The 26,860-nt window shown below is 68.8% G+C and carries 26 protein-coding genes; 18 read left to right on the top strand and 8 right to left on the bottom strand.

Annotated features, from left to right (window positions below; genetic code table 11):
- Positions 1-6: 6 nt before the first annotated feature.
- Entirely contained in the window at positions 7-1,002 is a 996-nt protein-coding gene (locus EL288_RS22850; RefSeq protein ID WP_033451536.1) for an XdhC family protein, read from the bottom strand.
- 82 nt (positions 1,003-1,084) lie between these two features.
- Here EL288_RS22850 and EL288_RS22845 point away from each other — a divergent pair, with 82 nt between their 5' ends.
- The 6 genes from EL288_RS22845 to EL288_RS22820 all read left to right on the top strand — a co-directional run bounded on the left by EL288_RS22845 (position 1,085) and on the right by EL288_RS22820 (position 6,332).
- Positions 1,085-1,735 carry a nucleotidyltransferase family protein gene (locus EL288_RS22845; RefSeq protein ID WP_050486128.1) on the top strand — a complete coding sequence of 217 codons (651 nt, stop codon included), beginning with the start codon at positions 1,085-1,087 and terminating at the stop codon, positions 1,733-1,735.
- Between the two features lie 323 nt (positions 1,736-2,058).
- Complete coding sequence (locus tag EL288_RS22840) at positions 2,059-3,021, top strand: amidohydrolase family protein (RefSeq protein WP_003807348.1); 963 nt, start codon at positions 2,059-2,061, stop codon at positions 3,019-3,021.
- A gap of 25 nt (positions 3,022-3,046) precedes the next feature.
- Entirely contained in the window at positions 3,047-3,799 is a 753-nt protein-coding gene (locus EL288_RS22835) for a maleate cis-trans isomerase family protein (protein ID WP_003807356.1), read from the top strand.
- A gap of 19 nt (positions 3,800-3,818) precedes the next feature.
- Positions 3,819-4,640, top strand: a complete 822-nt coding sequence (locus tag EL288_RS22830) for an alpha/beta fold hydrolase (RefSeq protein ID WP_003807374.1) — start codon at positions 3,819-3,821, stop codon at positions 4,638-4,640.
- A gap of 27 nt (positions 4,641-4,667) precedes the next feature.
- Positions 4,668-5,699 (top strand): M29 family metallopeptidase, encoded by a 1,032-nt coding sequence (locus tag EL288_RS22825; RefSeq protein ID WP_033459516.1) that lies wholly within the window; start codon positions 4,668-4,670, stop codon positions 5,697-5,699.
- A gap of 15 nt (positions 5,700-5,714) precedes the next feature.
- Complete coding sequence (locus tag EL288_RS22820; RefSeq protein ID WP_003807378.1) at positions 5,715-6,332, top strand: isochorismatase family protein; 618 nt, start codon at positions 5,715-5,717, stop codon at positions 6,330-6,332.
- A gap of 120 nt (positions 6,333-6,452) precedes the next feature.
- Here the strand turns inward: EL288_RS22820 and EL288_RS22815 are convergent, their stop codons facing one another.
- Genes EL288_RS22815 through EL288_RS22800 form a run of 4 tightly spaced genes read right to left on the bottom strand, consistent with a single transcriptional unit; the run spans position 6,453 to position 9,884 of the window.
- Complete coding sequence (locus EL288_RS22815) at positions 6,453-6,968, bottom strand: aromatic-ring-hydroxylating dioxygenase subunit beta (protein WP_003807379.1); 516 nt, start codon at positions 6,966-6,968, stop codon at positions 6,453-6,455.
- Positions 6,969-6,982: 14 nt separating this feature from the next.
- Positions 6,983-8,272: an aromatic ring-hydroxylating dioxygenase subunit alpha gene (locus EL288_RS22810; protein WP_003807385.1), complete on the bottom strand. Its 1,290-nt coding sequence runs from the start codon at positions 8,270-8,272 to the stop codon at positions 6,983-6,985.
- Positions 8,273-8,307: 35 nt separating this feature from the next.
- Positions 8,308-9,570 (bottom strand): NAD(P)/FAD-dependent oxidoreductase, encoded by a 1,263-nt coding sequence (locus EL288_RS22805; RefSeq protein WP_010925751.1) that lies wholly within the window; start codon positions 9,568-9,570, stop codon positions 8,308-8,310.
- Positions 9,571-9,572: 2 nt separating this feature from the next.
- Positions 9,573-9,884: a non-heme iron oxygenase ferredoxin subunit gene (locus EL288_RS22800; RefSeq protein ID WP_003807389.1), complete on the bottom strand. Its 312-nt coding sequence runs from the start codon at positions 9,882-9,884 to the stop codon at positions 9,573-9,575.
- Positions 9,885-10,353: 469 nt separating this feature from the next.
- Between EL288_RS22800 and EL288_RS22795 the strand changes: the two genes are divergently transcribed.
- The 10 genes from EL288_RS22795 (at position 10,354) to EL288_RS22750 (ending at position 22,420) form a co-directional block, all read left to right on the top strand.
- Entirely contained in the window at positions 10,354-11,457 is a 1,104-nt protein-coding gene (locus tag EL288_RS22795; protein ID WP_003807390.1) for a TRAP transporter substrate-binding protein, read from the top strand.
- A gap of 29 nt (positions 11,458-11,486) precedes the next feature.
- Positions 11,487-13,865 (top strand): xanthine dehydrogenase family protein molybdopterin-binding subunit, encoded by a 2,379-nt coding sequence (locus tag EL288_RS22790; RefSeq protein ID WP_015064687.1) that lies wholly within the window; start codon positions 11,487-11,489, stop codon positions 13,863-13,865.
- Positions 13,862-14,698 (top strand): FAD binding domain-containing protein, encoded by an 837-nt coding sequence (locus EL288_RS22785; protein WP_010925753.1) that lies wholly within the window; start codon positions 13,862-13,864, stop codon positions 14,696-14,698. Before EL288_RS22790 ends, EL288_RS22785 begins: the two co-directional genes overlap by 4 nt.
- Positions 14,695-15,882, top strand: coding sequence for a xanthine dehydrogenase family Fe-S subunit (locus tag EL288_RS22780; RefSeq protein ID WP_003807395.1), 1,188 nt, complete (start codon positions 14,695-14,697; stop codon positions 15,880-15,882). The genes EL288_RS22785 and EL288_RS22780 overlap by 4 nt, the downstream gene beginning before the upstream one ends.
- Before the next feature lie 34 nt (positions 15,883-15,916).
- Positions 15,917-16,945 (top strand): ABC transporter substrate-binding protein, encoded by a 1,029-nt coding sequence (locus EL288_RS22775; protein ID WP_033459513.1) that lies wholly within the window; start codon positions 15,917-15,919, stop codon positions 16,943-16,945.
- A complete protein-coding gene (locus EL288_RS22770; protein WP_003807399.1) occupies positions 16,942-17,730 on the top strand; it encodes an ABC transporter ATP-binding protein in 789 nt (262 codons plus the stop codon). Before EL288_RS22775 ends, EL288_RS22770 begins: the two co-directional genes overlap by 4 nt.
- Positions 17,727-18,500, top strand: coding sequence for an ABC transporter permease (locus EL288_RS22765; protein WP_003807400.1), 774 nt, complete (start codon positions 17,727-17,729; stop codon positions 18,498-18,500). Before EL288_RS22770 ends, EL288_RS22765 begins: the two co-directional genes overlap by 4 nt.
- Before the next feature lie 39 nt (positions 18,501-18,539).
- Positions 18,540-19,169, top strand: a complete 630-nt coding sequence (locus tag EL288_RS22760) for a TRAP transporter small permease subunit (RefSeq protein WP_033458136.1) — start codon at positions 18,540-18,542, stop codon at positions 19,167-19,169.
- Between the two features lie 2 nt (positions 19,170-19,171).
- Positions 19,172-20,830: a TRAP transporter large permease gene (locus EL288_RS22755; protein WP_003807404.1), complete on the top strand. Its 1,659-nt coding sequence runs from the start codon at positions 19,172-19,174 to the stop codon at positions 20,828-20,830.
- 348 nt (positions 20,831-21,178) lie between these two features.
- Positions 21,179-22,420, top strand: a complete 1,242-nt coding sequence (locus EL288_RS22750) for a YbdK family carboxylate-amine ligase (protein ID WP_003807407.1) — start codon at positions 21,179-21,181, stop codon at positions 22,418-22,420.
- 15 nt (positions 22,421-22,435) lie between these two features.
- Here EL288_RS22750 and EL288_RS22745 read toward each other — a convergent pair whose 3' ends face one another.
- Positions 22,436-23,413, bottom strand: coding sequence for a methyltransferase domain-containing protein (locus EL288_RS22745; protein ID WP_049788683.1), 978 nt, complete (start codon positions 23,411-23,413; stop codon positions 22,436-22,438).
- A 36-nt stretch (positions 23,414-23,449) separates the two neighbouring features.
- Here EL288_RS22745 and EL288_RS22740 point away from each other — a divergent pair, with 36 nt between their 5' ends.
- Complete coding sequence (locus tag EL288_RS22740) at positions 23,450-24,181, top strand: phosphoribosyltransferase family protein (protein ID WP_362917185.1); 732 nt, start codon at positions 23,450-23,452, stop codon at positions 24,179-24,181.
- Between the two features lie 74 nt (positions 24,182-24,255).
- On the top strand, positions 24,256-24,726 hold the full coding sequence (locus EL288_RS22735; protein WP_033447644.1) for a tRNA (cytidine(34)-2'-O)-methyltransferase: 471 nt from the start codon (positions 24,256-24,258) through the stop codon (positions 24,724-24,726).
- A gap of 18 nt (positions 24,727-24,744) precedes the next feature.
- Here EL288_RS22735 and EL288_RS22730 read toward each other — a convergent pair whose 3' ends face one another.
- Entirely contained in the window at positions 24,745-25,740 is a 996-nt protein-coding gene (locus EL288_RS22730) for a Bug family tripartite tricarboxylate transporter substrate binding protein (protein WP_003807415.1), read from the bottom strand.
- Between the two features lie 54 nt (positions 25,741-25,794).
- The gene (locus EL288_RS22725; protein WP_003807417.1) at positions 25,795-26,850 is read right to left on the bottom strand and encodes an NAD(P)H-dependent glycerol-3-phosphate dehydrogenase; all 1,056 of its coding nucleotides are present in this window, start codon (positions 26,848-26,850) and stop codon (positions 25,795-25,797) included.
- Between the last annotated feature and the right edge of the window lie 10 nt (positions 26,851-26,860).

Genomic DNA, 26,860 nt, shown 5'->3' with positions numbered 1-26,860 from the left:
CGGGCTTCAGCGCGCCGGCGCCAACGCCGCCGGCAATGGCGCGCCGGACGGTTCGCGATCGCCCAGGGTATTGCGCACCCAGACCAGTTCGGCGGCCACCGCCACGGCGATCTCGGCCGGCGTACGGCTGGCGATGGGCAGCCCGACCGGCCCGCGCAGCCGGGTGATGTCCTCGTCGCCCAGGTCGAACAGGCGCAGCCTTTCCCGCCGCTTTTCCTGGTTGGCGCGTGATCCCAGCGCGCCCACATAGAACGCGCGCGACTTCAACGCCTCGAGCAGCACCATGTCGTCCAGCTTGGGATCGTGGGTCAGCGCCACGATGGCGGTGCGTTCGTCGGTGCCGATCTCCAGCACGGTGTCATCCGGCATGGTGGTGACCAGCGTGGCGTGCGGCGCATGCCACGCTGCATGGAATTCCTCGCGCGGGTCGCACACGATCACCTGGAAATCCAGGGTGGCGGCAATGTCGGCCAGCACCTGCGCGGTCTGGTTGGCGCCGATGATGAGCAGGCGCCAGTGCGGGCCGTACACGGCACGGAACATGCGGCCGTCGAAATCCGGCCCTTCGGCCGGCGCGGCGGCTTCCAGCGCGGCCGCGCCGGTGTGCAGGTCGATCGTGCGGCGCACCAGGCGGTGTTCGGCAATCGCCTGCAGCACTTCGTCCAGCCAGGCATCGCGCTGCGCCAGCGGCTCGGCCACCAGGCGCAGCGTGCCGCCGCAGGGCAGGCCGAAGCGGGTGGCTTCGTCGCGCGTGACGCCGTAGGTCAGGCGTTCGGCGCGCTCGGGCAGGGTGCCGGCGCGCGCCCGCGCGATCAGGTCGTCTTCGATGCAGCCGCCCGACACCGAACCCACGACCTGGCCGTCGTCGCGCACCGCCAGCATGGCGCCCGCCTGGCGCGGCGCCGACCCCCAGGTCTGCACGACGGTGACAAGGTGCACGCGCCGGCCGCTGGCAAGCCAGTCGCGGGCGTGCTGCAATACATCCAGATCCAGGGCGTTCATGGGGCTACTCTACTCGCGGACGGGCGGCGCGGCCAGCAACGCGCCGGCCTGCGCCTGGAATTTACTCACTATACTGAATACTATGCCACGCGTCGATCATGGTTCTCCCCAGGCTGGTCCGCCCGCGCCCTGCGTGGGCATTTTGCTCGCGGGCGGCCAGGGCCGACGGTTCGCCGCCGCCTCCGGAGGGCAGGACAAACTCCTGGCCAGGCTGGCCGATGGCACGGCCGTGGCGGTGCGCGCCGCGGCGGCCTTGCGCGAGGCGACCGACGCCGTGGTGGCGGTGGTCAGGCCGGAAAGCGCCGTCCTGGCCGCATTGCTGCGCGGGCAGGGCTGCCATGTGCTGGAGAGCGAGCAGGCCCGCGAGGGCATGGGCGCCAGCCTGGCGGCGGCGGCCCGCTTCCTGCTGGCCGGGCAGGTTCCGGATATGCCGGAGCGGGCCGATGTCTGCCTGGTGGCGCTGGCCGATATGCCATGGGTGCGGCGCGATACGCTGTCGGCCGTGCGCGCGGCGGCGTGTGTCGATGGCATAACGGTGCCGGTTCACCAGCGGCGGCGCGGCCATCCGGTGGCGTTCGGGCGGTCGCTGTGGGGCGAGCTGGCGGCGCTGCGCGGCGACGTCGGCGCGCGGGAGTTGCTGCGGCGCCACCGCGTCGCCGCGGTCGAGGTGGATGACCCGGGCGTGGCGGCGGACGTGGATACGCCAGGGGACCTGGCGGTCGATCGCGCCTGAGCGGCGCTGGCCCGGGTGTTGCGGGGCCGGCTCAGGGTTGCCCCTAGGAGGCGTAGATTTTTCTTTTAATTGTCAGTATGCTGACTATAAAATCAGTGTACTGATATAAGTGCCGCCGTGGGCGGCCGGATTGCCGCGGGCCGCTGGCCGGGCGCGTAAAGTCCCGCATGGCAAGGGTTTCGGCGCGTCCCGCGAGACGGCGCGCATGCCTCGATCGCAAAGCCTGGCGGTGCGGACTTGATTCCATATAGTCAGTATGCTGATTAAAAAGGACGGCCTGGAAACCGCGCCTTCACCCGACTCACCATCCAGGGAGCAGACGTATGACAAAAGTGCGCAAGATCGCCTTCGAGGAGCATTTCACGGCGGTCGGCTTTGGCGATTACTCCAAGGCATTCGTACAGCATCTCGATCCGGGCTTTGCCGCCGAACTGGGCGCGCGCCTGACCGACTTCGGCGCGGGGCGCCTGGCCGAAATGGACGCCGCCGGCATCGACTATGCGATCCTGTCGCAGACAGGCCCGGGCGTGCAGGGCGAGCCCGACGCCGCCGTGGCCTTGCGCCGCGCGCGCGAGAACAACGATTTCCTGGCCGAACGCATTGCCCGGCATCCGGACCGCTTCGGCGGATTCGCGGCCCTGCCCATGCACGATCCCAAGACCGCCGCCGCCGAACTGACGCGCGCGGTGCGCGAGCTGGGCTTCAAGGGCTCGCTGGTCAATGGCCACACCAACGGCGTGTATTACGACGACCCCGCCTACGATGCATTCTGGGAGCAGATGCAGGAGCTGGACGTGCCGCTGTACCTGCATCCGTTCGACGCCTACGTGCTGCCGCATGCCTACAAGGGCCATCCGGAACTGGCCGGCGCGACCTGGGGCTGGGGCGTGGAAACCGGCACGCACGCGCTGCGGCTGCTGTTCGGCGGCGTGTTCGACCGTTTCCCGAAGCTGAAGATCATCCTGGGACACATGGGCGAAGGCCTGCCGTTCCAGCGCTGGCGCTTCGACAGTCGTTTCGCCGCCTACCCGTATGGCGTCAAGCTGCAGCGCGCGCCGTCCGAGTACATCGGCTCCAATATCCTGATCACGACTTCGGGCGTCTGTTCCCACCCGACGCTGGTCGGCGCGATCGCCGAGATGGGCGCCGAGGCCGTGATGTTCTCGATCGATTATCCGTACGAGTCGACCGCGCTGGCGGTCGAGTTCATCGAATCCGCGCCGTTGGATGCGGCGACGCGCGAGCTGGTCTGCTACGGCAACGCCGCGCGCCTGTTCAAACTGTGACGCCCCTGTCTTGGAGAAACGAGTGATGCAGAAGACCTACCGCATTGGCCAGATCGTGCCGAGTTCGAATACGACGATGGAGACGGAGATTCCGGCGATGCTGCTGGCGCGCCAGCAGATTCGTGGTGAGCGTTTCACCTTTCATTCGAGCCGGATGCGGATGAAGAAGGTGGTCAAGGAGGAGCTGGCGGCGATGGACGCGGAGTCGGATCGGTGCGCGGTGGAGCTGAGCGATGCGCGGGTGGACGTGCTGGGCTATGCGTGCCTGGTGGCGATCATGGCGATGGGCCGGGGGTATCACCGCCAGTCGCAGGCGCGGCTGACGGCGCACACGGCGGCCAATGGGGGCGAGGCGCCGGTGATCACCAGCGCGGGGGCGCTGGTCGATGGGTTGAAGGTGATGGGGGCGAAGAAGATCGCGGTGGTGGCGCCGTACATGAAGCCGCTGACCGAGTTGGTGGTGGACTACATCGGGAACGAGGGCTACGAGGTGGTGGATTACCGGGCGCTGGAGATTGCGGACAACCTGGAGGTGGGGCGCCATGATGCGGGGCGGCTGCCGGAGATCGTGGCGGGGCTGGACTATCGCGAGGCGGATGTGATCGTGCTGTCGGCGTGCGTGCAGATGCCGTCGTTGGGGGCGATTGCGAAGGTGGAGGCGCAGACGGGCAAGCCGGTGGTGACGGCGGCGGTGGCCACGACGTACGCGATGCTCAAGGCGCTGGGTCTGGAGGCGGTGGTGCCCGGTGCGGGCGCGCTGCTGTCGGGCGCGTACTGAGCCGGGGGAGGAGCGAGCGATGAGCAATTTTCGGTATGGCGGCAACGTGCAGGCCAACGGGATCCGGCAGCACTACCTGCGCTATGGGGGCGAGCGGGCCGGTCGCGATCCGGTGATCATCGTGCCGGGGATCACCAGCCCGGCGGTGACCTGGGGGTTCGTGGGCGAGCGTTTTGGCGAGCAGTTCGACACCTACATCCTGGATGTGCGCGGGCGGGGGCTGTCGCAGTCGGGGCCGCAGCTGGACTATGGCCTGGATGCGCAGGCCGAGGATCTGCTGGCGTTTGCGCGCGCGCTGGGGCTGTCGCGCTACAGCGTGGTGGGCCATTCGATGGGCGCGCGCATCGGGATCCGTGCGGCGCGCACGGGTGAGGCGGGGCTGGCGCGGCTGGCGATGGTGGATCCGCCGGTGTCGGGGCCGGGCCGGCGGGCGTACCCGTCGAAGCTGCCGTGGTACGTGGACTCGATGGCGCAGGCGCGCCAGGGGATGACGGGCGAGCAGATGAAGGCGTACTGCCCGAGCTGGACGGCCGAGCAGCTGCAGCTGCGCGCCGAGTGGCTGCACACGTGCGAGGAGCGGGCGGTGATCGCCAGCTTCGAGGGGTTTCACGAGGACGACGTGCACGCGGACCTGCCGCGGGTGCGGGCGGCGCGGCTGCTGATGACGGCCGAGCGCGGCGAGGTGGTGCTCGATGCGGACGTGGCCGAGATCGAGGCGCTGGCGCCGGGCACGGCGCACGTGCGGGTGGCGGGCGCGGGGCACATGATTCCGTGGGACAACGAGGAAGGTTTTTACGCGGCGTTCGGGGATTTTCTGGGCGCGCGCCTGCGGGCGGGCTGAGGCCGCGATGACACAAGGAGAGTGGCGATGCCGGTGAGCGATTACGAGATGATCCGGGCCTGGACGCAGGTGCTGAGCCTGTCCAGGCTGCAGGCGGGGCAGACGGTGACGGTGCTGACCAGCGCGGCCACGCACCCGCAGACGCTGGGCACGGCGCTGGTGGCGGCGCAGTCGCTGGGGGCGGTGGTCAATCGGCTGGACCTGCCGCCGGTCAATGGGGAGAAGGCGCTCAGCCGCGACGCGCTGGCGTACCTGGGGACCACGCCGCTGACGGGCAACAAGGCGGCGATCGCGATGCTCAAGGCCAGCGACCTGGTGCTGGACCTGATGACGCTGCTGTTCTCGCCCGAGCAGCACGAGATCCTGCAGGGGGGCACGAAGATTTTGCTGGCGGTCGAGCCGCCGGAGGTGCTGGCGCGGCTGGTGCCCACCGAGGGGGACCGGCAGCGGGTCAAGGCGGCGGCGGCGCGGATCGCGGGGGCGCGCGAGATGACGGTGGAGTCGGAGGCGGGCACGCGGCTGCGCTGCGGGCTGGGGGAGTTTCCGGCGATCAGCGAGTACGGCTACGTGGACGAGCCGGGGCGGTGGGACCACTGGCCCAGCGGGTTTGCGCTGACCTGGCCCGACGAGGGCTCGGCCAACGGCACGATCGTGATCGACCGGGGCGACATTTTGCTGCCGCAGAAGTCGTACGTGAGCGAGCCGATCGTGCTGACGGTGGAAAACGGCTACGCGACGCGCATCGAAGGGGGGCTGGATGCGGAGATGCTGCGCGAGTACGTGGCCACGTTCAAGGACCCGCAGGCGTACGCGATCTCGCACATCGGCTGGGGCCTGCAGCCGCGGGCGAGCTGGACCACGCTGGGGTTGTACGACCGGGAGGCGACCATCGGCATGGATGCGCGGGCCTACGAGGGCAATTTCCTGTTCTCGCTGGGGCCGAACAACGAGGCGGGGGGCAGCCGCACGACGGCCTGCCATATCGACATTCCGCTGCGCCGCTGCACGGTGCGCCTGGACGGGCGCGAAGTGGTGCGCGAGGGCAAGGTACTGGACTGAGGAAGGGGCAGGGACATGGGCAATGATCTGGGCAGCTACGAGCGCCAGGGGTTCGGGGCGGCGCTGCCGTTGAAGGCGCCGTACGGGCTGCTGATCGTGGACTTCGTCAACGGGTTCGCGGACCCGGCGCAGTTTGGCGGGGGCAACATCGCGGCGGCGATCGAGACCACGCGCACGGTGCTGGCGGCCGCGCGCGAGCGGGGCTGGGCGGTGGCGCACAGCCGCATCGTGTATGCCGATGACGATGCCGACGGCAACATTTTCAGCATCAAGGTGCCGGGGATGCTCACGCTCAAGGAGCACGCGCCGGCCAGCGCGATCGTGCCGCAGCTCGCGCCGCAGGCCGGCGAGTACGTGGTGCGCAAGAGCACGCCGTCGGCGTTCTACGGGACGATGCTGGCGGCGTGGCTGGCGCAGCGCGGGGTGCAGACGCTGCTGGTGGCCGGGGCGACCACCAGCGGGTGCGTGCGCGCCAGCGTGGTCGACGCGATGTCGGCGGGTTTTCGGCCGCTGGTGCTGTCCGATTGCGTGGGCGATCGCGCGCTGGGCCCGCACGAGGCCAACCTGTTCGACATGCGCCAGAAATACGCCGCCGTGATGACGCATGACGAGGCGCTGGCAAAGACAAAGTGACACACACACACCCAGGTGCCTGTCCCCGCACGGGGGACAGGCACCTGCCGAATCCTGGGTGCCTGCCCTTCCCGTGGGGACAGGCACCTGCCAACGGGGAGGAGCCCTCCCCCCCGCCGCCTACACCGGATAAACCAGGTCGTTGGCCAGGATGGCGGTGTCGTAGATGACCTGGCGTTCCTGCAGCTTGAGGGCGCCGTTTTCGCGCACGAAGCGGTCGTGGTAGCTGCCGGCCAGGTGCAGGGTGGTGGGGCCCTCGACCAGGGTCTGCATCAGCAGGAAAGTGCTGGATGCGGCGATCTCGCCGTCTGGCGTTTCGCTGGTGACGCGGGTGTTGCTCACCATATGCAGCATATAGCGCGGCGCGAACATCTGCGTGCGCGAAATCGCCACGGCGCGGTCGTGCATCATGTCGCGGCCTTCGGCATAAACCAGGCCCACCGGCAGGTTCAGCTCGGCATTCTCGCGCGCCGTCACGCGGTACAGCGCGGTTTCGGTGAAGAAATCCGGCCATGATTCGACCTGGCCGCCATCCAGCGCGGCGCAGTAGTCGGCGTTGAACTCTTCGACCTCCAGCTTCAGCGCGATGGCGCGGGCGGGGTCGATCGTACGGGGAGGGAAGAACGTCTGGCTCATTGTGCTGTCCTGATTCAGAAGCCCATGACTTCGCGGTAGTAGCTGTACATCGAACGGATGGCCGCTTCGGAAATCAGCGTGTTCGAGGTGCCCTGCTTGCCCGACTCCAGCTTGATCACGTTGACGTCGGTGCTGGCGCGGCGCACGCCCTCCTGCACGAATTTCATGGCTTCGTTGTCCTCCAGGCCGAGGAAGCCCGCCGGGCCCATCAGGTTGCCCTGGCGCAGGCGGTGGCGCTGCATCTCCTCGGTGTCGTCCTCGTACCCGAACATGGTCCATTGCATGATCATGCTGTCGGGGCCGTTGGGGATGATGTGGCGCACGCCCAGGGTGTTCATTTCGCGCTGCACGATCAGGTTGGGCCAGATGGTCTGCATCGTCACCGACCAGGGCGAGTCGAATTCCTTGATGAATTCCAGGAAGCGGTCGTCGCGCAGGCGCAGGCCATCGTGGAACGACCGCATTTCCTTCTTGTTCTCTTCGCTGACGGTGGCGTACTTGTCCTCGCTCTTGGCCGAGGCCATGGTGCCGTGGCGCCCATGGACCGAGTCGACCAGCATGGCGGACTTGTTGCCGGCCACCAGCAGGCCGAACACCACCAGGAAGGAGTGCAGCAGCGTGGCGTGGTACGGGTCCTTCAGGTTCTCGTGGTACATCTTCCAGTTGCAGGGCAACTCGTTGCGGTAGTAGCCGAGGATCTTCAGCTTCTTGCCGGGGAAGACGGCGTCGAAATCGGCCAGGATCTCGGGCGTGAGGTATTCCGCGATCGGTTCGACTTCACTGCTGTAGGAGGCGAATACCACGCCGTTGCGCGTGGTCACGTGCAGGCGGCGCAGGCCGTGCTCGTCGTTCTTGAAATCCTTGGGCATGCCGCCTTCGCGGTTGACGCCACGCTTGAACGGGATGCCTTGCAGGTTGCCCTTCAGATCGTACGACCACTGGTGGTAGGGGCAGACGAATTCCTTGGCGTTGCCCTGGTTGTGGCGACAGAACTCGGCGCCACGGTGCGCGCAGCGGTTCTCGAACACGTTGATCGAGCCGTCCTCGGCGCGCGACACCACGACGGGCGTGGCGCCCACGTACGAGCGCTTGTAGTCGCCGGCATTGGGGAGCTCGGCTTCCAGGGCGACGAAATTCCACGTCTTGCCGCGGAAGATCTTTTCCAGCTCCTGCTCGTAGACCGCGTTGTTCGTGTAGACCCAGTCGGGGATGAAGTGCAGGGCGTCCTGCGGCCACGCGCATTCCGACAGCGGGGCGTCCTTGGCCGCCAGAGTACGGCCGATGACGGTTTGGGATTGGTACATGGAGACAGCTCCTGTGTGGGCGTTATCGAGTGCGGTCAGGCCACGGCGACGGCGGCCTGCCAGGCCTTGACCAGGGGTTTGAGCGCTTCGGCCGGATCGGCCAGGCGGTGCGGATCGACGGGGATGCCGCGTTCGAACAGCACCCGCAGCTGGCGCAGGTCGCCGCCCGCGTTGACGGCGATGCCATGGCAGGGCACGCCATCGCGCAAGCCGATCCACAGCACACGCGGCGCGGCCTGCGGGTCCGTTTGCGGGCGGCATACATAGCGCAGGCCGGGTTGCGGCAAGCCCAGGATCTGGATGTTGCAGCCGTACTGGTCGGTCCAGAACCACGGATAGGGTTCGGCGGCGGGCGCCAGGCCCAGCATGGCCGCGGCCGCCGCGCGCGCCTGTTCGTTGGCGTTCTGCCACGATTCGAAGCGCGCGGCCGTGCCCAGGCAGGCGCGCGGCTGGCTGGCGCAGTCTCCGGCCGCATAGACATGGGGGTCGGCCGTGCGCGCCTGCGCGTCGACGCAAATCCCGCCGTTGTCGTCCAGCGGCAGGCCGGCCTGCCGCGCCAGCGTGACCTCGGGCGCCAGGCCGATACTGACCACGATCAGGTCGGCGTTCACCTGCGTGCCGTCGGCCAGGGTGATGGCATAGGGCGGGCCGTCGCCGATGGCGGCGATCGCGCCGCCCAGGCGCAGGTCGACGCCGCTGGCGCGCACGCGTTCGGCCAGCCAGTCCGACACGATGGCCGGCAGGGCGCGCTCGAGCAGGCGGGACCCGTTTTCGATTACCGTGACCTCGGCGCCCAGCTCGCGGGCGGTGGAGGCCACTTCCAAGCCCAGAAAGCCACCGCCGATGACGGCCGCGCGCACGCCCGGGCGCAGCGCCGCGCGCAGGTCCAGGGCGTCATTCAGCGTGCGGATATAGTGCACGCCGGCGCGTCCGCGCGGCAGGGCCGGCAATTCGCGCGCATGGCCGCCGGTGGCCAGCAGGCAGCGGTCGTATGGCAGCGTGCGCCCGTCGGCCAGCCGCACCGTGCGCGCGATCGGATCGAGTGCGGCGACCGCCGTCTCGGTAAGCAGCGCGATGTCGTTCTCGGCATAGAAGCCGGCGGGGTGCACGGCGGCCTCGGCATGCGTGGCCGTGCCCTGCAAGACCGCCTTGGACAGCGGCGGGCGTTCGTAGGGCGGGTGGGCCTCCTGGCCGATCAGGGTCAGTCCGCCGCGATAGCCCAGCTGCCGCAGGCTGGCCGCGGCGACCGCGCCGGCCTGGCCCGCGCCCACGATCACGATGGATTGGATCTCGTCCATGATCAGGCTTGCAGATCGACGTAGATGTCGTCGTTCTCGATCTTGAGCGGATAGATGCGGATGTCGGCCGTCGCCGGCGCGCACATGGCCTTGCCGGTCTTGATGTCGAACCTGGCCTGGTGCAGCGGGCATTCGATGCAGCCATCCTCCAGATAGCCGTCGGACAGCAGGGCATAGGCGTGGGTACAGACATTGTCCGAAGCGAAGTATTCGCCTTCGCTGCGATACAGGGCCAATTTCGCCTCGCCGGCGGTAACAGGCATGACCTCGTCGTCCTCGAGTTGGTCGGTAGTCGCGATCTTGATCCAGTTCATGGCTAAATGTTCAGTGTGCTGAGTAAGTATGCGCAGTGTACTTCCTATAAAACGGAAATTTATCCTAGGGATTTCCCTGGTCGCGCCACCCGGCCGCGGGGCTGGCCGGCCCGCCCCGGCGGGCGCGCGCCGATCGCGCGCCAAGCCGCGCCATTGCTGGACTTGCCGCTCGGCGCACCGGCCCGCGAAAACGCGGACGCGAGCCTGGCAGGAACACCGGGGAAAACCTCGTTGACACTCAAAAACACTATCAGTATGCTGAATAAAACGTCAGCATACTTACTTTTTTTCGGTGCGTTTCAGGCGGCCGAAGCGGGCATGCGGGCAAGTCGTTCCAAACCGGGCTTCAGCTCCCGGATGCAGTTGGCGGTACCACCCGGCGCGCCGGCGGCCGGGATTCCCCGGACACGGCCGGCCGTGTCCAGACAAGCAGATATTCGCATTCGATTCGACAGCTCAGGAGCAAGTCATGCAACGACGCCGTTTTCTCGCACAAGCCGCCGGCGCTGCCGGCGCCGGCCTGGCCGCGGTGGGCATGCCCGCCATGGCGCAGGCCAACCCGACCGTCCGCTGGCGCATGTCGACCAGCTGGCCCAAGAGCCTGGACACGATCTACGGCTCGGCCGACGAGCTGTGCAAGCGCGTCGGCCAGCTGACCGACGGCAAGTTCGAGATCCGCGCATTTCCCGGCGGTGAACTGGTTCCTTCCGCGCAGAACATGGACGCGGTCAGCAACGGCACCGTGGAATGCAACCATGTGCTGAGCACGATGTACATCGGCAAGAACACGGCGCTGACGTTCGATACCGGCCTGTCGTTCGGCCTGAACGCGCGCCAGCACAACGCCTGGATCCACTACGGCGGGGGGTTGCAGCAGCTGCGCGAGCTGTATAAGAAATACAACATCGTCAACCACGTCTGTGGCAACGTGGGTGTGCAGATGGGCGGCTGGTATCGCAAGGAAATCAAGTCCACCGCCGATCTCAATGGCCTGAACATGCGTATCGGCGGCATCGGCGGCATGGTGCTGTCCAAGCTGGGCGTGGTGCCGCAACAGATTCCGCCGGGCGACATCTACCCCGCGCTGGAGAAGGGCACCATCGACGCGGCCGAGTGGATCGGGCCGTACGACGATGAAAAGCTGGGCTTCAACAAGGTGGCGCCCTACTACTACTCGCCGGGCTGGTTCGAAGGCAGCGCCTCGATCACCTCCATGGTCAACGACAAGGCCTGGGAAGCGCTGCCGCCGGCCTACCAGGCGGCGTTCGAGGCCGCCTGTGGCGAGCAGAGCATGAGAATGCTGGCGAACTACGACGCCCGCAATCCCCTGGCGCTGCGCAAGCTGATCGCCGGCGGCGCCAAGGTCAGTTTCTTCCCCAAGGAAGTCATGGACGCGGTATACAAGGCATCACAGCAACTGTGGACCGAGCTGTCGGAAAAGAATCCCGACTTCAAGGCCATTTATCCCGGCTGGAAGAAATTCCAGGAAGACGAGGCGGGCTGGTTCCGCGTCGCCGAGAACGCGTTGGACAACTACACCTTCGCGGCCGTGGCGCGGGCGCAGGCCAAGTAATCGACGTCATTCAGTTTCAAAGGGCAGTCATGACGACAGAACATACCGGCGCCGAGGTTGGCGCCGGTTCACGGCAAGGAGTCGGGGCGCGCGTTCCCCGCAAGGAGGACGCGCGCCATTTGCATGGCAAGGGCAACTTCGTGGCCGACATGGCCATGCCCGGGCTGTGCGAGGTGGCATTCCTGCGCAGTCCGCTGGCGCATGCGCGCATTACCGATGTACGGGTGCCCGAGAGCGTGCGCGACAAGGTCGTGCTGCGCTCGATGATGGGCGATGCGCGCGATATCGCGGCCGATTCGACCCTGCCGACCTACCAGCCCTCGGTTCAGCCGCCGCTGGCCAGCGGCAAGGTGCGCTTCGTCGGCGAGCCGGTGGCCATGACGTTTGCGCCGACGCGCGCCGAGGCGGAAGACCATGCCGAGCTGGTGGAAGTCGATTATGACGACCTGCCGGTCTATGCCGACGTGGCCAGCGCGCAGCAGGCCACGTCGGACCTGGTGCACGAGCACTGGCGCGACAACGTGTTCGTCACCTTGAACGCCGACCGCGACTTCGACGAACATGCCGCGCGCGCCGAGGTGGTGGTCAAGCGCAAGATCGACCTGGCGCGGCAATGCATGGTTCCCATGGAAGGCAAGGCGGTGCTGGCCTACTGGGACCACCAGGCCGACCAGCTGGTGGTGATCAGCGCCACGCAAGTGCCGCACATGATACGCAGCGTGCTGGCCCAGTGCCTGGACCTCGAACAGGGCCGTGTGCGGGTGGTGTCGCCCGACGTGGGCGGCGCGTTCGGCTACAAGTGCGTGCTGCAGCAGGAAGAGCTCTGTGTGGCCTGGCTGGCCAAGACCTACAAGCGCCCGTTTCGCTTCATCGAGGACCGTCGTGAACACCTGACGGCCGGCGCCAATTCGCGCGAACACCATTACGAAATGACCGCCTATGCGGACAAGCGCGGCAAGCTGCTGGCGCTGGACGCCCGGATCACGATAGACGGCGGCGCCTATTCGGTGTGGCCCTTCACCATCGGGCTCGAGCCTGGCCAGGCGGTCGGCAACCTGCCCGGGCCCTATGGCTTTCGCGGCTACCGCTGCGAGACGCGCTGCGTGGCCACCAACAAGCCCGGCTTCGTGCCATATCGCGGCGTGGCGCGTACCGGCGTGTGCTTCGCCATCGAGCTGACGATGGACGCCGTGGCGCGCGAAGTGGGCCGCGAGCCTTGGGAAGTGCGCCTGGAGAACCTGGTGCAACCCGAGCAGATGCCTTACGTCAATGTGACCAACAAGCACTTCGACAGCGGCGACTACCCGGCCAGCCTGCGCAAGGCGCTGGAGATGATAGACATCGACGGCGTGCGGACCCGCCAGGCCCGCGGCGAGGCCGACGGCCGGCGCATCGGCGTGGGCGTGGCCACCTATACCGAGCAGGCCGCGCACGGCACCTCGGTATTCGCCGCCTGGGGCACGCCCGTGATTCCGGGCTTCGACCAGGCGACGGTGCGCGTGACGCCCGATGGCGGGCTGGAAGTGCGCGTGGGCGTGCATTCGCACGGCCAGGGCATGGAAACCACCTTCGCCCAGATCGCCCATGAGATTCTCGGCATCGACGTGGCGCGCATCAAGGTGCTGCATGGCGATACCGGCCAGACGCCGTTCTCCACCGGCACCTACGCATCGCGCTCGCTGGTCATGTCCGGCGGCGCGGTGTCGCAGGCATGCAAGCGCCTGCTGCCGCGCATGCGGCACATCGCCGCGCACATGCTGGGCGTGGCCGACGACGCGGTGACGCTGCAGGACGGCATCTACCGGGCCGGCGAGAAATCGGTCGCCACCGGCGACGTTGCCGACGCCTGGTACCTGCGGCCGCAATTGCTGCCGCCCGACGTGGACCCGGCGGGCCTGGAAGTGAACGTGGGCTACAAGCCCAAGGTCGACACCGGCTGCTTCACCTACGCCAGCCACGCCGCCGTGGTGGCGGTGGACCCGGACACCGGCGCGGTCGAGATACTGGATTACGTGGTCGTCGAGGATTGCGGCACCATGATCAACCCCATGGTCGTGGAAGGCCAGACCATAGGCGGCATCGCGCAGGGCATCGGCACCGCGTTCTACGAAGAGACGCCCTACGACGCCAATGGCCAGCCGCTGGCCTCGACGCTGGCCGACTATATGCTGCCCGGCCCGACCGAGGTGCCCAACATGCGCCTGTACCATTTCGAGACGCCGTCGCCGCATACGGAATTCGGCGCCAAGGGCATGGGCGAGGGCGGTGCGATCGCGCCGCCCGCGGTGCTGTTCAACGCAGTCAACGATGCGCTGCGCGGCCTGGGCGCCGCCGAGCTGTCGCGCACCCCGCTGACGCCGATCCGCGTGCTGCAGGCCATTGCGCAAGGCGCCGGGGAGGCAGCATGAAAGCGGCGCAGTTCGAATATTTCCGCGCCGAGTCGACGCAGCAGGCGCTGCAGTGGCTGCTGCAGCACGACGGCCGCGCCAAGCTGATGGCCGGCGGACAGTCGCTGGGCCCGATGCTGAATCTGCGCCTGGCGCGTCCACCGGTGGTGATCGACATCTCGGGGGTGCCGGCGCTGCGCGAGGTTGGCGAGCGCGGCGGCCGGGTGCGCGTGGGGGCCGCGGTCACCCACGCCGAGATCGAGGACGGCGTGCATGCGGCGCTGCGCGGCTCGGCCTTGCAGCAGGTGGCGACGGGCATCGCCTATCGCGCCATCCGCAACCGCGGCACGGTCGGCGGCAGCCTGGCGCACGCCGATCCGGCGGCCGACTGGGTGCTGACCATGGTGGCGCTGGGCGCCGACATCGAGATCGCCGGCGTGGACGGCGAGCGCATGGTGCCGGCCGAATCCTTCATGCAGGGCGCCTACACCACGGTGGTGGGCGAGGGCGAATTGATCGCCGCGGTGCACGTACCGGCCATGACCGATGGCGCGCGCTGGGGCTACTACAAGTTCTGCCGCAAGACCGGCGAGTTCGCCGAGGCCAGTTGCGCGGCCTGGTTCGAGCCCGCGCGGCGGGTGGCACGCATCGCGGTGGGCGCGCTCGACGGCGCGCCCTGCCTGCTGCCGGGGCTGGCCGACGCCGTGGCGCGCCAGGGCGCGGCCGCGCTGCAGGCCGAGCGGATCGATGAAGCGGTGGCGCAGGCCATGCCCGGCAAGGATGCCCTGCATCGCAAATTGCATGCAACCGCCGTGGCGCGCTGCCTGAAGCAGGCGCTGGGCGTACAGGAATGACGATGGTTCAAGTAACGTTGGAAGTCAACGGCAGGCAGGTGGCCCACGAGGCGCCGCCGCGCATGCACCTGGGCGATTTTCTGCGCGACCAGGCGCGCCTGACGGGCACCCACCTGGGCTGCGAGCATGGCGTATGCGGCGCCTGTACCGTGCTGGTCGACGGCCAGCCGGTCCGTTCGTGCATCACCTATGCGGTGGCGTGCGAAGGCCGCCAGGTGACCACCATCGAAGGCTATGACGGCGATCCGGTCATGGCGCGCCTGCGCGCCGCCTTCACCAAGTACCATGCGCTGCAATGCGGCTATTGCACCCCGGGCATGCTGACGACGTCGCGCGACATCGTGTTGCGCCTGCCCGATGCCGACGAAGCGCGCGTGCGCGTGGAACTGTCGGGCAACCTGTGCCGCTGTACCGGCTACATGGGCATCGTGGGCGCCGTGATGTCGGTGCTGCGCGACCTGCGCGAGCAACCCGACGCGGCCGTGCAGGCCTTGCGCGCGGCCGCGGCCGACGGGCGCCTGCCGGCGCCGCGCGGCGAGCAGCCCATCGCTTTCCAGCCTTTCACGCCCAGCGCGCCGGCGGCGGCCCAGGCGGCGCCACGGCCGGCCGCGGCCGCCAGTCCGGCCAGCGGCAAGGGCAACCAGATCGTCGACGCGTTCACCGTGCCGTTTCCCGCGGCCGAGGTGTGGGCCTTCATGGTGGACCTGCCGGCCGTGGCGGCCTGCCTGCCGGGCGCGGTCATCGAGGAGACCGACGGCCAGCGCGTCAAGGGCAAGATCGCCATCAAGTTCGGCCCCATGGCTGCCGCGTTCAACGGCGCCGCTCGCCTGGAGCGCGACGAAGCGGCCATGCGCGCGGTTTTTCGCGGCGCCGGCCAGGATTCGCTGAGCCAGTCGCGCGCCACCGGCGATATTGCCTACCAGGTCGAGGCGGTGTCCGAGAATGAGACGCGCGTCAAGGTGGATCTGCAGTACGCCCTGCAGGGGCCGCTGGCGCAGTTCTCGCGCTCGGGCCTGGTGCAGGATTTCGTGCGGCGCATGATCGCCGATTTCGGCAAGAACGTGACGGCGCGCCTGCGCCAGCCTGGCGGCGAGGCGTTGCCGCAGGCGCAGTTCAACCCGGTGGCGATGTTCTTCAGCGTGTTGTGGATGCGGGTCAAGCGCTGGTTCGGCCGCGGCGGCTGAACGGCGCGCCGGCGTCGCGCGCGATTCCAGGGGGATGGAGATGCAGAAGGCAATCGGGAAGTGGTGGCGCCGGGCCATGGGCGGTATCGCCCTGCTGGCGGCGGCGGGCACGGCCGGCGCGCAGGCGCCGGAGCCGTTGCGGGTGCGGCTGGACTGGACGCCCTGGGGCGTGCAGGCGGCTTTCCACCTGGCGCAGCAGAAGGGCTGGTACAAGCAGGCGGGCCTGGACGTCACGCTGGAGGACGGCAACGGTTCGGTCACGACGGTGCAGATCGTGGGCGGCAGCGACCGCTTCGACCTGGGGCACGCCGCCCTGGCGTCCATGATGATCGCGCGCGACAAGGGCCTGCCGGTCAAGGCGGTGGCCGTGTTCGCGCGCCACAGCGACATCGGCCTGCTGGTGCCGGCCGATTCCGGCATCGCCGGGCCGGAGCAGCTCAAGGGACGCAAGGTGGCCTACACCGCAGGCTCGCTCGAAGCGCCGTTCATCGACGCGTTCCTGGCGCGCGGCAAGCTGAAGAAAAGCGATCTGGAGCTGATCAACGTCGATGCCGCCAGCAAGGCCTCCACCTATGCGGTGGGCCGTGCCGACGCGGCATTCTCGACCATTCCGTTCTTCCTGCCCGTGGTATCGCAGAACCGCCCGTCGCGGGCCGTGCGCTTTGCCGACTTCGGCCTGGACATGCCCAGCTTCGGGCTGTTCGCCAGCGAAGACAAGCTGCGCGAGCGCGGCGAGGCCATCGGGCGCTTTGCCAGCGTCAGCGCGCGCGCCTGGGAATACATCTACGCCGGCCACGAGGACGAGGCCGTGTCAGCCATCCTGGCGCAGCGGCCGCAGGCGCGTCTGGACCGCGCGGTGTTGCGCGGCCAGATCGATGCCTTGCGCGGCTACTTCGGCCTGGCGGCCGGCCAGCGCGTGGGCGCGCCGTTGCCGGCCGACTGGGAGCAGGCGGTCAGGACGCTGTCCTCGGTGGGCCTGGTGCGAGCCGACGCCAAGGCGGCCGATTTCTACGTGCCGGACCTGGTCCGGCCGCAACGCTACGACGCGCTGGTGAAACCGTGAGCGTGGCGGCTGTCAGCGCGGCCGGGGTGCGCAAGAAGTACCCCGGCGAACGCGGCGTGCAGGCGCTGGAAACCATTTCGGTCGATGTGCCGGCCGGCCGTTTCGTGAGCATTCTTGGCCCCAGCGGTTGCGGCAAAAGTACCTTCCTGCGCTGCGTGGCCGGCCTGGAGACGATCAGCGAGGGCGAACTGCGCGTGGCCGGCCAGCCCGTCAAGGGGCCGCCGGACGGCATAGGCATGGTGTTCCAGCGCGACGCCCTGCTTGAATGGCGCAACATTCGCCGCAACATCCTGCTGCCGGTGGAATTCGCCGGCAAGCCGGTGGCGCGCTACCGCGACAAGGTCGACGCGCTGCTGCGGCTGACGGGCCTGGCGGCGTTCGCCGACAACTATCCACGCGAGCTGTCCGGCGGCATGCGCCAGCGCGCCGCCATCTGCCGCGCGCTGGTCGACGACCCGGCGCTGCTGCTGATGGACGAGCCGTTCGGCGCGCTGGACGCCCTGACGCGCGACCAGATGAATGTGGAACTGCAGCGCATCTGGATGGAAACGCGCAACACCGTGATGTTCGTCACGCACGGCATCGCCGAGGCGGTGTTCCTGGGCGACGAAGTGATGGTGTTCTCGCCGCGTCCCGGACGGGTGCTCGAGACCATCCGCATCGACCTGCCGCGCCCGCGGCCGCTGGCGGTGCGCGAGACGGCCGAGTTCGGCCGCTATGTGCGCCATATACGCGGCCTGTTCGAGCAGATGGGCCTGATCGACGAGGGAGGGCGTGCGCCATGACAGCCACGGGTCGCAAATGCCTGCATGCGGCAGCGGGCGCCGTATCGCTGGCGGTGTTCCTGCTGTTGTGGGAAGGGCTGGGGCGGGCGCTGGAGGTGCGCCCCATCATGCTGCCGCTGCCTTCGCAGATAGCGCTGGAGCTGGCCGCGGAATGGCGCTGGTACGCCGACCAGGCCTGGTACACGCTGATGACCACCGTGGCCGGCTTCGCGGTCGCGGTGGTGGGCGGCGTGCTGATCGCCGTGATGCTGGTCAGTTCGCGCTGGTGCGAGAGCTTCCTGTATCCGCTGATCGTGGCGCTCAACAGCGTGCCCAAGGTGGCGATCGCGCCGCTCTTTGTCATCTGGCTGGGCACCGGCGCCGAGCCCAAGATCGCCATCGCCTTCCTGATCGCCGTGTTCGCCGTCATCGTCGACACCGTGCACGGCCTGAAGTCGGTGCCGCAGGACGTGCTGGACCTGGGCCGCGTGCTCAAGGGGTCGCGGCGCGATTTCTTCTTCAAGGTACGCCTGCCTGGCGCCCTGCCGTCCATCGTGACCGGCATGAAGGTCGCCGTGTCGCTGGCGCTGGTGGGCGCCATCGTCGGCGAGTTCGTTTCCTCGCAGCGCGGGCTGGGCTACGTGATCATGAGCGCGCAAGGCACCTTCGACACCGTGCGCGTGTTCGCGGCCCTGACGGTGCTGGCGGTCATGGGCATGGCCCTGTTCGCGCTGCTGGTGTGGTTCGAGCGCAAGGCCACGCCGTGGCGCACGCCCGTCGAAGGCCATTGAGCCGGCTTTCCATACCTACATATTCATATCGGGGAATACATGCGGGCATTACTCGCCTTATCGCGCGGCATAGACGCGCTGAACCTGCGGGTCGGCCGGGCCGTGACATGGATCACCTTGCTGGTGGTGCTGGTCAGCGCCGGCAACGCCGTGGTGCGCAAGGTGTTTCATAGCAGTTCGAACGCCTGGCTGGAACTGCAGTGGTACATGTTCGGCGCGATGTTCCTGCTGACCGCGGGCTACACGCTGCTGAAGAACGAGCACGTGCGGGTGGACATTCTGTCCTCGCGGCTGCCGCGCCACAAGCAGATCTGGATCGAGATCTTCGGGGTGGTGTTTTTTCTGCTGCCGGCGTGCATCCTGATCATGGTTCTGTCGTGGCCGGTGTTCATGGATTCGTACCTGAGCGGCGAGCAGTCGTCGAACTCTGGTGGGCTGATCCGCTGGCCGGTCAAGCTGTTGATTCCGGTGGGGTTTGCGCTGCTGGTGCTGGCGGGGCTGTCGCACCTGATCAAGTGCATCGGGTTCTTGCGCGGGCAGTGTCCGGACCCGACCGCGCGCGAGGGCAGCAAGAGCGCCGAGGAGCTGTTGGCCGAGGAGATTGCCCGCGAAGCGCTGGAGCGCGAGGCGAGCGTGCAAGAACAACGTAATAACCACGAAGGCCGCTGATCATGGAGTTTCTGATAGCCAATCTGGCGCCGATCATGTTCGCGACGCTGGTGCTGTTTTTGCTGCTGGGTTTTCCGGTGGCGTTCGCGCTGGCGGCCAACGGGATTCTGTATGGTCTGGTGGGCATCGAGCTGGACCTGCTCAGCCCGGCGCTGTTCCAGGCCCTGCCGCAGCGGGTGTTCGGCATTATTTCCAACGACACGCTGCTGGCGGTGCCGTTTTTTACCCTGATGGGGCTGGTGCTGGAGCGATCGGGCATGGCCGAGGACCTGCTCGAGACGATCGGCCAGGTGTTCGGTCCGTTGCGCGGGGGGCTGGCGATCGCGGTGGTGTTCGTGGGCGCGATGCTGGCGGCGACCACCGGGGTGGTGTCGGCCTCGGTGATTTCGATGGGGTTGATTTCGCTGCCGATCATGCTGCGCTACGGGTATGACAGGCGGCTGGCCAGCGGGGTGATCGCGGCCTCGGGCACGCTGTCGCAGATCATTCCGCCCTCGCTGGTGCTGATCATCCTGGCCGACCAGCTGGGGCGCTCGATCGGGGACATGTACCGTGCGGCGATGGTGCCGGGGTTCGTGCTGGCGGGGCTGTACATCGCCTATGTGGTGGTCGTCTCGCTGGTCAAGCCCTCGGCGGCGCCGGCGCTGCCCGAGGAGGCGCGCAGGTTTCGCGAGCCCAACGGCTCGCGCGGGGGGCGTTCGCTGCTGGTGCTGATGCTGATTTCCTCGCTGTCGGCCTATGTGCTGGGGCAGTGGCTGGAGAACGACACGGCGCCGGTCGACGAGCAGGTGGTGGTGAGCCTGCTGCTGTGGGGGCTGACGGCGTTCGTGATCGCGATCGCCAACAAGGTGTTTCGCCTGAAGATGCTCTCGGCGCTGGCCGAGCGGGTGACCTTCGTGATGATCCCGCCGCTGTTCCTGATTTTCCTGGTGCTGGGCACGATCTTCATCGGCGTGGCCACGCCCACCGAGGGCGGGGCGATGGGGGCGGTGGGGGCGATCATCATGGCGCTGATCCGCCGGCGCCTGACGCTGGAGCTGCTCAAGCAGGCGATGGACACGACCACCAAGCTGTCGTGCTTCGTGGTGTTCATCCTGGTGGGCTCGACGGTGTTCGGGCTGACCTTCCGCGGGGTCAACGGCGATCTGTGGGTCGAGCACCTGCTGATCGGGCTGCCGGGCGGGGAGTGGGGGTTCCTGATCGTGGTCAGCGTGCTGACCTTCGTGCTGGCGTTCTTCCTGGACTTCTTCGAGCTGGCGTTCATCATCGTGCCGCTGCTCGGCCCGGTGGCCGACAAGATGGGCATCGACCTGATCTGGTTCGGGATCATCCTGGCGGTGAACATGCAGACCTCGTTCATGCACCCGCCGTTCGGCTTCGCGCTGTTCTACCTGCGCTCGGTCGCGCCCAAGGACGCCTACAAGGACAAGATCACCGGCAAGGTCATCCAGCCGGTGACCACCGGCCAGATCTACTGGGGCTCGGTGCCGTTCATCGTGATCCAGCTGTTCATGGTGGCCGCCGTCATGCTGTTTCCCGGCATGGTCATGCACTACAAGGGCGGACAGTCCACCGTCGACCCGGCCAGCGTGAAGATCGAAGTGGAGGGGGGCTACGGCGGCAGCGTATACGGGGGAGGCGACGCCACGCCATTCAAATAGTGGTTACCTGCCGGGCGTTTGGTAACGCCCGTTTTATCTAAGGGAAAACCCTTGATCCGGGTTTCCCCTGACCCCCCGAGGGCCGCGCTACGCGGCCCTTTGCGTACCTCGCTGCCCGCTCATCCGCGCCAATACTTGAGTGTGAGTGGTTGCTCACATCATTGTCACAGGTAAAAAATCTCCGATTCATGATGTTGCGCATAAATGTCACGAATTTCAATCTTCTTGCCACAAAGTTGCGGCTATCATGCCTTCATAAGACGCCGTCGAGTGCTCCCCGGGCAGTTTCCGGGCTTCAAAGCCGAATGGCGCGTTCCCTCAATCGAAAGAACACGCAAGGAGTCGGAGATGGAACAGATCCCCTTCGTTTCGTCAGCCCCCAACACCTTGGGTATCGAGCTCGAATTGCAGTTGGTCGATCCCCGCAGCTTTGACTTGGCTGCCGCGTCTGACGAGTTGTTGGCCCAGTTGGCCAACCATCCCATCGCCGATCGGGTCAAACCCGAAATCACCCGATCGATGATCGAGCTGAATTCCTCGGTGCACGAGCACCCGGCCGGCTTGCTGGCCGAAATGCGCGAAATGCGCGATGTCCTTTGCGAAGCCGCCGACGCGGTCGGCGTTGGCGTCACGGGCGGTGGCGCCCACCCCTTCATGCGTTGGCAGGACCGCGCCATTTCCGATACGCCGCGCTTCCAGTACCTGGCCGAGATGTACGGCTACCTGGCGCGCCAGTTCACGGTGTTCGGCCAGCATATCCACCTGGGCGTGCCCTCCGGCGACGCGGCGGTGCGCATGGTGCGCGGGCTGTCGCCGTATGTTCCGCATTTCATCGCCCTGTCGGCCGCCTCGCCCTATTGCGAAGGCGTGGACACCCTGTTTTCGTGCTGCCGCCTCAATGCGGTCAACAGCTTCCCGCTGGCCGGCCACATGCCCGCCGACGTGACCGACTGGTACCGCTTCGAGGCCCACCTGGCCCAGCTGCGCGCCAGCGGCCTGGCCGAGAGCATCAAGGACCTGTACTGGGACATCCGGCCCAAGCCCGAGTACGGCACGGTCGAGATCCGGGTCTGCGACACCCCGCTGACCGTCGAGCGGGCCTGCCAGCTGGCTGCCTTCGCGCAGGCGCTGGCGGTGCAGGTGGCGCGCGACCCCGAACCCAGCCAGCAGGCCTGGCTGGCCTATCGCAGCAACCATTTCCAGGCCTGCCGTTTCGGCCTGCACGGCAGCTACGTCACGCCGGACGGGCAGCGCGTGCGGCTGGTGGACCACCTGCGCGCGCTGTTCGACCGCTTGGCGCCGGTGGCCGAAGAACTGGGCACCGGCGACATGCTGCAAACCCTGCGCGACGAGATCCTGCGCAATGGCAACGACGCGCGCTGGCTGCGCGGCCAATTCCTCAAGGTGCGCGAACTGCCCCTGGTGGTCGAGTCCATGGCGCAAAACTGGCGCGGCCAGGGCGTCCAGGACACCCCTCCGTCGGCGGTGCGGCGCCGCATCCGCGCGACCTCCGAGCCAGTGGGAGGCGTGTGCGCCCTGAGCACGCCGCAGGGCGATCCGCTGCCCGGCTGGGCCGAGCGCCTGCACTGACGCAGGCCGGCGGCGTCAGCCTGCCCGGCGTCCGCCGATGGCGCTGACCGAGAGATGGGTTTCGCCGGGCGCGGTGCGCCGCGCCGGCGCCCGCCAGGCGTGGCCGTATGCCACTTCGATGCTCAGGCTGATGCGACCTTGCGGGCCGCGCCGGGCCTCCAGCGCCGCATGCAGGCGATCCAGCCAGGCGCGCCCGGCCAGGCCGGCGCGCCGGCCGCGCGCCGGGTTGCCGCCCAGGGCGCGCACATCCTCCAGCAGGCGCTGGGGGGTCTCGTAGGTCAGTGTCAGGGTTTCCTGGTCCATTACCGGATCGGCAAAACCGTTCTCGACCAGCAGGTCGCCAAAATCGTGCATGTCCACGAAGGCCGGCGTGGCCGTGCGCAGGCCGGCATCGGCCAGCGCCTCGCGCAGCTCGCGTAGCGTTCCGGGACCCAGGCAGGAAAACATCGCCAGCCCGCCCACCTTGAGGATGCGGCGCCATTCGGCCAGGACCGCGTGCGGCTCGGGATGCCAGTGCAGGGCCAGGTTGGACCACACCAGGTCCAGCTGCTCGGGCGGCAGCCCGCTGGCGGCCAGGTCGGCGCGCACGAAAGAGACGGCGGGCTTGCCGCGCTGGGCCAGGCGTCCCAGCCAGGCGGCCACGCCGCCCGGCGTCCAGGCCTGGCGCGCGTGTGCCAGCAGCGGCTCGGCGGCGTCCAGCCCGGTATAGGCGGCGTTCGGAAAGCGGTCGCGCAGCAGCGGCAGGCTGGCGCCCGCGCCGCAGCCGGCGTCCAGCAGGGCCGCCGGTTGCAGCCTGATATAGCGCAGCCGGCCCATCATGCGCTGCGCGACTTCACCATACAGGAACTGGGCCTGCGCGAGATCGCCGCGGCGGGAGAACTGGCGCACCACGTCGGCGGCCACGATGGGAAGCGAAGGCAGGGAAGGAGGCAAGGACATTTGTATCGCGGTGCCGCCCACGGGCGCGGGCAGGCATGATGTGATCAGGGCCATCGGGCGCACGCCCGCATCGAGGGAGCCAGGCGGCCCATGACCCACATTATCGCGCATTCGCGGCGCTGGCTTGCCCGGTTGCCGTCGGACTGCCCGTTGTGCGGCCTGCGCGCCGCCGGCGGCCGCCTGTGCGAGCCCTGCGCCGCCGAGGCCATGGCGGCCCTGGGACCGGCCACGCCGCGCTGCCGCTGCTGCGCGGTGCGCCTGGCGCCGCGGGCGCGCCATTGCGCCGATTGCCTGCGCCTGCGGCCCGCCTACCAGCGCGTGGTGGCGGCGCTCGATTACGCCGGGCCCTACCGCGGGCTGATCTCCCGCTACAAGACCGCGTGCCGGCATGAGCTGGCCCTGGCGCTGGCCGACCTGATGCTGCGCGCCATCCGGCAGGCCGATCCGCCGCTGCGCGGCCCCTGCCTGCTGGTGCCGGTGCCGGCCAGCGCGGCGTCGCTGCGCCGGCGGGGCTTCAATCCGGCGGCGGAATTGGCGGCCGCGCTGGCCGCGCGCCTGGGCTGGCCGCTGGCGCGTACCCAGCTGCGCCCGGCCCGGGTGCCTGCCGGCCGCCAGACGCTGCGCGGCCGCCGCGACCGGCTCCGGGGCGCCACGGGCCGGTGGCGCGCCCTGCCGGTGCCGGCCGGCGCCACCGTGGCCCTGGTCGACGATGTGGTCACCACGGGCGCCACGGCGCATTGCGCCGCGCGCGCCCTGCTGGCCGCCGGCGCCGGCCGCGTCATCGTGCTGGCCGCGGCGCGCACGCCGGCCAGCCATGGCTGAAGTCCGCCCAGGCCAAGGCTGGCAAAATGGCGGTCTTTCCGTCATGCACGCGGCGCCCGCGCGCCCATCCCGCCATGTTCCACGTCGTCCTGGTCTCTCCGGAAATCCCGCCCAACACGGGCAATGCCATACGCCTGTGCGCCAATACCGGCGCGCAGCTGCATCTGGTGCGCCCGCTGGGGTTCGAGCTGGACGATGCGCGCCTGCGTCGCGCCGGGCTGGATTATCACGAGTGGCAGCCGGTGCAGGTGCACGACACGCTGCCGCAGGCGCTGGCGGCCACCGGCGCGGCTGCGGCGCGCGTCTTCGCGCTGACCACGCGCGCGCCCGCCAGCCTGGCCGACATGGCGTTCCAGGCGGGCGATGTGTTCGTGTTCGGGCGGGAAACCGCCGGGCTGTCCGAGGCGCACATGGCGCTGTTCGGACCAGCCCAGCAACTGCGGCTGCCCATGCGGCCGGGCCAGCGCAGCCTCAATCTGTCCAACGCGGTGGCGGTGACGGTGTTCGAGGCCTGGCGCCAGTCGGGGTACGCCGGCAGTATCTGAGGCGGGACAGGCGCCCGCTCAGTCCAGCGACAGGTTCAAACGGCCGATCACCTGGTCCCAGCGCGCTTTCTCCGCCTGGATGCGTTCGGTCAGCGCCTGCGGACTGGAGGGGGCGGGCGTGAAGTACTGCACGGCCAGTTGCTTGCGCACCGCGTCGCTGTCGATGATGGTGGCCAGTTCGCGGTTCAGGCGCTCGACGATGGGCGCGGGCGTGCCGGCCGGGGCCAGGATGGCGTTCCAGGAAATGGCCTCGAAGCCGGGATAGCCTTGCGAGGCCATGGTCGGGATGCCGGGCAGCGCGTCGCTGGGCTCCAGGCTGGTGACGGCCAGCGTCTTGACCTTGCCGTCGCGTGCGTGCGGCATGGCGATGGCGGGCACCATGAAACCGGCGTGCACGTCGCCGCCGATGATGGCGGTGATCACCTGCGGAAAGCCCGGATACGGGATCTGCGTGAGGTCGATGCCGGCTTCGTGCTTGAACATTTCCATGGCCAGGTGGGCCGAGCTGCCGGGGCCGACCGAGCCATAATTCAGCGCGCCGGCGCGCTCGCGCGCCAGCTTGACGAAATCCTGCACGTTGTCGACGGGCAGGCTGGCCGGCACCGTCAGCACATTGGGGCTGGTGGCCACCAGCGTGACCGGCGCGAGGTCCTTCAGCGGGTCGTAGCCCAGCGTGCGCTTGTACAGGGTCGGGGCGGTGACCAGCGGCCCGTTGATGGTGTAGAGCAGGGTGTAGCCGTCAGGCTTTGCCTGCGCCACCATGCGGGTGCCGATATTGCCGCCGGCGCCCGGCTTGTTGTCGATCACGATGGATTGCTGCAGCGCCTGCGACAGCGGCTCGGCGATGGTGCGCGCCAGCAGGTCGGGCGAGGAGCCCGGCGGGAACGGCACCACCAGATGGATGGGCCGTTCGGGCCAGGCGGCGTGGGCGGCGGCGGGCAGCAGGGCGGCGACGGCCAGCGGGGCGCACAGACGGCGCAGCAGGCGGCCAGCCCGGGCAAGGCGTTCAAGCATGAAGGGACTCCTTGGTTTTCAGGGCGATACGAGCGGTTTTCGGGAGTGCGGGCGTTATGGCGTCGGGCTTTCGGGGCGCGCCTCGCGTGCCAGCAGGGCCGATACCGCCGTCATGGGCGACAGTCCCTCGAACAGCACGGCGCAGACGGCCTCGGTGATCGGCAATTCGATGTTCAGTGCGCGGGCGCGGTCGCGCGCGGCCCGCGCGCAGCGTACGCCCTCGGCGGTCATGCCGCTGGCCAGGATGTCGGCCAGCTTGCGGCCGGCGCCGATCTCCAGCCCGACCCGCCGGTTGCGCGACAGTTCGCCGGTGGCGGTCAGCACCAGGTCGCCCAGGCCGGTAAGGCCGGCGAAGGTTTCCTGTTGCGCGCCCAGCGCGGCGCCAAAGCGCGCCATCTCCGCCAGGCCGCGGGTGATCAGCGCGGCGCGGGCGTTGGTGCCCAGCGCCAGGCCGTCGCAGATGCCGCAGGCCACGGCGATGACGTTCTTGAGCGCGCCGCCGACTTCGACGCCGACCACGTCGGTGCTGGCGTAGATGCGCACCGCCGCGCCGTGCAGGGCGGTCGTGACGGCGTCGCGCACGGCGGACGATTCGCTGGCGACGGTCAGGGCCACGGGCAGCCCCTGCGCGACCTCGCGCGCGAACGACGGGCCGGAAAGAACGCCGGCGGCCAGGCCGGGCATGGCGCCCAGCGCGGCCTGCACGGTTTCATGGGGCAGGCGGGCTGTCTGTTCCTCGAATCCCTTGCAGGTCCATACCAGCGGCACGGCCTGCAGGCCCAGGGCCGGCAGGCGGGCGGCCAGTTCGGTGCACAGCGGCGTCATGCCGGCGACCGGCACGCCCAGGATGATGAGGGCGTGGGCGGGATCGTGCGCCAGGTGCGTGAGCGCCTGCGCCAGGTCGGCGCTGACCTGCAGGGCGGGCGGCAGCGCCACGCCAGGCAGGTAGCGGGTGTTTTCGTGCCGGGCCGCCATGGCCTGCGCCTGGGCGCCGTCGCGCGCCCACAGAACAGTGGGGTGGCGCCGGCTGGCCGCGGCCGCCAGGGCGGTGCCCCAGCTGCCGGCGCCCAGCACGGCGACGCGCAGCGTGGCGGGGCGTGCTTGGCTCATGGCTTGGCCG

Origin of the sequence: Bordetella bronchiseptica, from assembly GCF_900636925.1 — a bacterium.
Lineage (GTDB): Bacteria > Pseudomonadota > Gammaproteobacteria > Burkholderiales > Burkholderiaceae_B > Bordetella > Bordetella pertussis.
Note: the sequence above shows the minus strand (reverse complement) of the source record. Positions and strands in the feature narration are given on the sequence as shown.

Bases quoted from the DNA above. Each gene is read 5' to 3' on its own strand.
- EL288_RS22775 (WP_033459513.1), top strand. From the start codon at position 15,917: ATGGAGATGCAGAAGGCAATCGGGAAGTGGTGGCGCCGGGCCATGGGC.
- EL288_RS22845 (WP_050486128.1), top strand. From the start codon at position 1,085: ATGCCACGCGTCGATCATGGTTCTCCCCAGGCTGGTCCGCCCGCGCCC.
- EL288_RS22735 (WP_033447644.1), top strand. From the start codon at position 24,256: ATGTTCCACGTCGTCCTGGTCTCTCCGGAAATCCCGCCCAACACGGGC.
- EL288_RS22840 (WP_003807348.1), top strand. From the start codon at position 2,059: ATGACAAAAGTGCGCAAGATCGCCTTCGAGGAGCATTTCACGGCGGTC.
- EL288_RS22725 (WP_003807417.1), bottom strand. From the start codon at position 26,850: ATGAGCCAAGCACGCCCCGCCACGCTGCGCGTCGCCGTGCTGGGCGCC.
- EL288_RS22820 (WP_003807378.1), top strand. From the start codon at position 5,715: ATGGGCAATGATCTGGGCAGCTACGAGCGCCAGGGGTTCGGGGCGGCG.
- EL288_RS22790 (WP_015064687.1), top strand. From the start codon at position 11,487: ATGACGACAGAACATACCGGCGCCGAGGTTGGCGCCGGTTCACGGCAA.
- EL288_RS22745 (WP_049788683.1), bottom strand. From the start codon at position 23,413: ATGGCCCTGATCACATCATGCCTGCCCGCGCCCGTGGGCGGCACCGCG.
- EL288_RS22760 (WP_033458136.1), top strand. From the start codon at position 18,540: ATGCGGGCATTACTCGCCTTATCGCGCGGCATAGACGCGCTGAACCTG.
- EL288_RS22800 (WP_003807389.1), bottom strand. From the start codon at position 9,884: ATGAACTGGATCAAGATCGCGACTACCGACCAACTCGAGGACGACGAG.
- EL288_RS22750 (WP_003807407.1), top strand. From the start codon at position 21,179: ATGGAACAGATCCCCTTCGTTTCGTCAGCCCCCAACACCTTGGGTATC.
- EL288_RS22785 (WP_010925753.1), top strand. From the start codon at position 13,862: ATGAAAGCGGCGCAGTTCGAATATTTCCGCGCCGAGTCGACGCAGCAG.
- EL288_RS22825 (WP_033459516.1), top strand. From the start codon at position 4,668: ATGCCGGTGAGCGATTACGAGATGATCCGGGCCTGGACGCAGGTGCTG.
- EL288_RS22830 (WP_003807374.1), top strand. From the start codon at position 3,819: ATGAGCAATTTTCGGTATGGCGGCAACGTGCAGGCCAACGGGATCCGG.
- EL288_RS22765 (WP_003807400.1), top strand. From the start codon at position 17,727: ATGACAGCCACGGGTCGCAAATGCCTGCATGCGGCAGCGGGCGCCGTA.
- EL288_RS22780 (WP_003807395.1), top strand. From the start codon at position 14,695: ATGACGATGGTTCAAGTAACGTTGGAAGTCAACGGCAGGCAGGTGGCC.
- EL288_RS22805 (WP_010925751.1), bottom strand. From the start codon at position 9,570: ATGGACGAGATCCAATCCATCGTGATCGTGGGCGCGGGCCAGGCCGGC.
- EL288_RS22810 (WP_003807385.1), bottom strand. From the start codon at position 8,272: ATGTACCAATCCCAAACCGTCATCGGCCGTACTCTGGCGGCCAAGGAC.
- EL288_RS22795 (WP_003807390.1), top strand. From the start codon at position 10,354: ATGCAACGACGCCGTTTTCTCGCACAAGCCGCCGGCGCTGCCGGCGCC.
- EL288_RS22850 (WP_033451536.1), bottom strand. From the start codon at position 1,002: ATGAACGCCCTGGATCTGGATGTATTGCAGCACGCCCGCGACTGGCTT.
- EL288_RS22730 (WP_003807415.1), bottom strand. From the start codon at position 25,740: ATGCTTGAACGCCTTGCCCGGGCTGGCCGCCTGCTGCGCCGTCTGTGC.
- EL288_RS22740 (WP_362917185.1), top strand. From the start codon at position 23,450: ATGACCCACATTATCGCGCATTCGCGGCGCTGGCTTGCCCGGTTGCCG.
- EL288_RS22835 (WP_003807356.1), top strand. From the start codon at position 3,047: ATGCAGAAGACCTACCGCATTGGCCAGATCGTGCCGAGTTCGAATACG.
- EL288_RS22755 (WP_003807404.1), top strand. From the start codon at position 19,172: ATGGAGTTTCTGATAGCCAATCTGGCGCCGATCATGTTCGCGACGCTG.
- EL288_RS22815 (WP_003807379.1), bottom strand. From the start codon at position 6,968: ATGAGCCAGACGTTCTTCCCTCCCCGTACGATCGACCCCGCCCGCGCC.